The organism is Pseudoalteromonas sp. Isolate6 (assembly GCF_022398435.1).
In the GTDB taxonomy this organism is placed as follows: Bacteria; Pseudomonadota; Gammaproteobacteria; order Enterobacterales; family Alteromonadaceae; genus Pseudoalteromonas; species Pseudoalteromonas galatheae.
On record NZ_JAKEVK010000327.1, the window covers coordinates 1 to 2,971 of the forward strand.

The following is a 2,971-nucleotide window of genomic DNA, read 5'->3' on the forward strand; positions in this document are numbered from 1 at the left end:
ATAATATTTTGCTGTAAGTGAGGCGAATAATCATCGACATCAAATAGATCATTAAATAAATAATGAGCTATCCCTTGGTAGTGTGGCTCATCCAAAGTAAGGATGTACCCATTGATTAAATCGGCCGCCACTTTGGCATGATTAGCCGAGCGCTTAAGTAGAGAAAGTAAAAATATATTTCCAAACAGGGGATATCTATCAACATATTCGATGATTGAGGTTTCTACATTTGCAGGACAATAATTGAGATTGCGGTAGTATAGCTCTATAAATTGAGTCATTAGTGCCGTACCATGATGACAACCTCGAGAATCTTCGAAAACGTTATCTTCATCTAGCAGTGTATCAAACTTCTGCTTTAGCGCATCAAGCTGAGGCAGCATTTGTTCAAACGCGTTAATGAGAGAAGTCGGCAATGTGGCATAATTTGTACGCTTTGTGAGTAAGCACAGCCACTGAGAAGCAATTTGTATATCATCGCGATGCTCAAAGTCGAGACTTAACATACGATTGAGCCACTCAGACATAATAAACGTGGCGCCGCTTTGTGCCTTATTGAATTTGAAGAATAAATCAGCGATCGCAGTGAGCAATCGGTCACGATTTTTCACCTTCGGCGTAAGTGAGGTAGCGAAAGAGAAAAGCTGTATTATGATTGCTTGGCGTTCGGTTTCTGTTGATTGTTGCGAAGACTGGGTAAGTCCATTGATTATTGTGACTGTTTTCTTGCTTTGGTTTTTAATTGCATGATTCAGATCTTTATTTGGGCCATCTATGTATGGATTTAAATAGGGATTGGTGCGAGATAGTGCCGATAATTCCTTTTTATCGTCAAGCATATGTATAAAAACTCCTGTGAACTTGTAAGCAATGTCGTTGAAAAAAGGCGGATAACCGCCTATGGGGTTATCTCATATAGTTAGCATGAAACTCAAGATGATTTTCAATAAAGCTCGAGATAAAGAAATAGCTATGATCGTAACCTTCATGCATGTTTAGCGTGATAGGGTAGCCTACTTTTTCCGCAGCTTGTTCGAATAACCAAGGCTTTAGCTGCTCGTCTAAGAACTGGTCACTTGAACCTTGCTCAATGAGTATCGGACGTTTTGTTGGGCTAACATAGTGCGACAATAGTTCGGTCGCGTCATATTGTTGCCAACGCTGTTTGTCGTCCCCTAAATATCCTGTTAGCGCTTTTTGACCCCAAGGGCAGTTACTTGGGTTAACGATTGGGCTAAACGCTGAGATACTCGTATAGGCATCCGGGTTTCTAAGCCCAATTATTAACGCACCATGTCCACCCATGGAGTGACCACTAATGGCTTTTTGCGGGCTAACCGGGAAGTGCGCTTCGATTAACTGAGGCAGCTCTTCTGTCACGTAGTCATACATTTGATAATGTTGACTATATGGCGCCTGTGTTGCATTGACGTAAAACCCCGCACCTAGACCAAAGTCATAAGCGCCATTTTCGTCATCTGCAACGCCTTCTCCACGCGGGCTTGTATCTGGCGCGACGATAGCGATGCCAAGCTCGTTGGCTTTTTTAAACGCGCCTGCTTTTTGCATGAAGTTTTCATCGCTGCAAGTTAAGCCTGAGAGCCAATATAAAACCGGGACTTGTTGTCCCTCATTGACGATTTTAGGTAAAAAAATGGCGAAGGTCATTTCACACTGCGTCGACTGGCTGGTATGTTTGTAGCGCTTATGCCAACCGCCGGATACTTTGTTGCTGGAAATCAGTTCCATCAAGTGCTCCTTAATTAAGTGAAATAGGACGCAACCTGTGCGTCCTTGAGCGGGTACTAGTAATGGATCACAGAGCGGATACTCTTGCCTTCATGCATTAAATCAAAGGCTTCATTAATATCTTCGAGCTTCATGGTATGAGTGATAAAGTCATTGAGCTTGAATTCACCAGCCATATAGCGTTCAACAATCTCAGGAAGCTCAGAGCGACCTTTTACGCCACCAAAAGCACTACCGCGCCATACGCGACCAGTAACCAATTGGAATGGGCGTGTTGAAATTTCTTGTCCAGCGCCCGCAACACCGATGATCACCGACTCACCCCAGCCTTTGTGACAGCACTCAAGGGCACTTCTCATGACATCTACGTTACCGATACATTCGAACGAGAAATCCACACCGCCATCGGTCATTTCAACGATCACTTCTTGAATAGGTTTGTCGAAGTTTTTCGGGTTGATAAGATCGGTTGCCCCAAGCTTTGTCGCAAGCTCAAACTTATCTTCATTGATGTCGATACCGATGATCCGACTCGCGCCAGCCATTGCCGCGCCAATGATAGCGGACAAGCCGATCCCACCGAGGCCAAAAATAGCGACGGTATCGCCTTTTTGCACTTTAGCGGTATTCATTACTGCGCCCATTCCTGTTGTAACGCCACAGCCAAGCAAGCAGATCTCCTCAAGAGGTGCTTCTTTGTTTACCTTAGCCAAGGAAATTTCTGGCAGCACAGTGTACTCAGAGAACGTTGACGTGCCCATGTAGTGATAAATTGGTTGGCCATCTTTATAAAAGCGGGTTGTGCCATCTGGCATCAAGCCTTTACCTTGGGTTTCACGGATCTGCTGACAAAGGTTCGTTTTACCAGACTTACAAAACTTACATTCGCCACACTCTGGTGTGTACAATGGGATCACGTGGTCGCCAACGGCAACGCTGGTAACGCCTTCACCAATTGCTTCAACAATACCTGCACCTTCATGACCTAAGATTGCTGGGAATACGCCCTCAGGATCGTCGCCAGACAAGGTGAACGCATCGGTATGACATACGCCCGTTGCGGTGATTTTAACTAAGACTTCGCCTTTTTGCGGTGGCATAACATCAACTTCTTCAATACTAAGCGGTTGACCTGGGCCCCAAGCGATTGCTGCTTTAGATTTAATAAATTCAGACATGGTTTGTTCCTTTCTTAAAAGTTGATAGCAGTATAACTATATTA

Annotated in this window: 3 protein-coding genes; all 3 read right to left on the bottom strand. The window is 44.4% G+C overall.

Annotated elements, in window-relative coordinates; translation table 11 throughout:
- The coding region (locus tag L1D50_RS22440; protein WP_239966883.1) for a hypothetical protein at window positions 1–839 on the bottom strand (839 nt) is incomplete at its 3' end.
- A gap of 67 nt (window positions 840–906) precedes the next feature.
- Window positions 907–1,749, bottom strand: a complete 843-nt coding sequence (fghA, locus tag L1D50_RS22445; RefSeq protein ID WP_128726348.1) for an S-formylglutathione hydrolase — start codon at window positions 1,747–1,749, stop codon at window positions 907–909.
- Window positions 1,750–1,805: 56 nt separating this feature from the next.
- A complete protein-coding gene (locus L1D50_RS22450) occupies window positions 1,806–2,927 on the bottom strand; it encodes an S-(hydroxymethyl)glutathione dehydrogenase/class III alcohol dehydrogenase (protein ID WP_128726349.1) in 1,122 nt (373 codons plus the stop codon).
- Between the last annotated feature and the right edge of the window lie 44 nt (window positions 2,928–2,971).

Bases quoted from the DNA above. Each gene is read 5' to 3' on its own strand.
- L1D50_RS22450 (WP_128726349.1), bottom strand. From the start codon at position 2,927: ATGTCTGAATTTATTAAATCTAAAGCAGCAATCGCTTGGGGCCCAGGT.
- fghA (WP_128726348.1), bottom strand. From the start codon at position 1,749: ATGGAACTGATTTCCAGCAACAAAGTATCCGGCGGTTGGCATAAGCGC.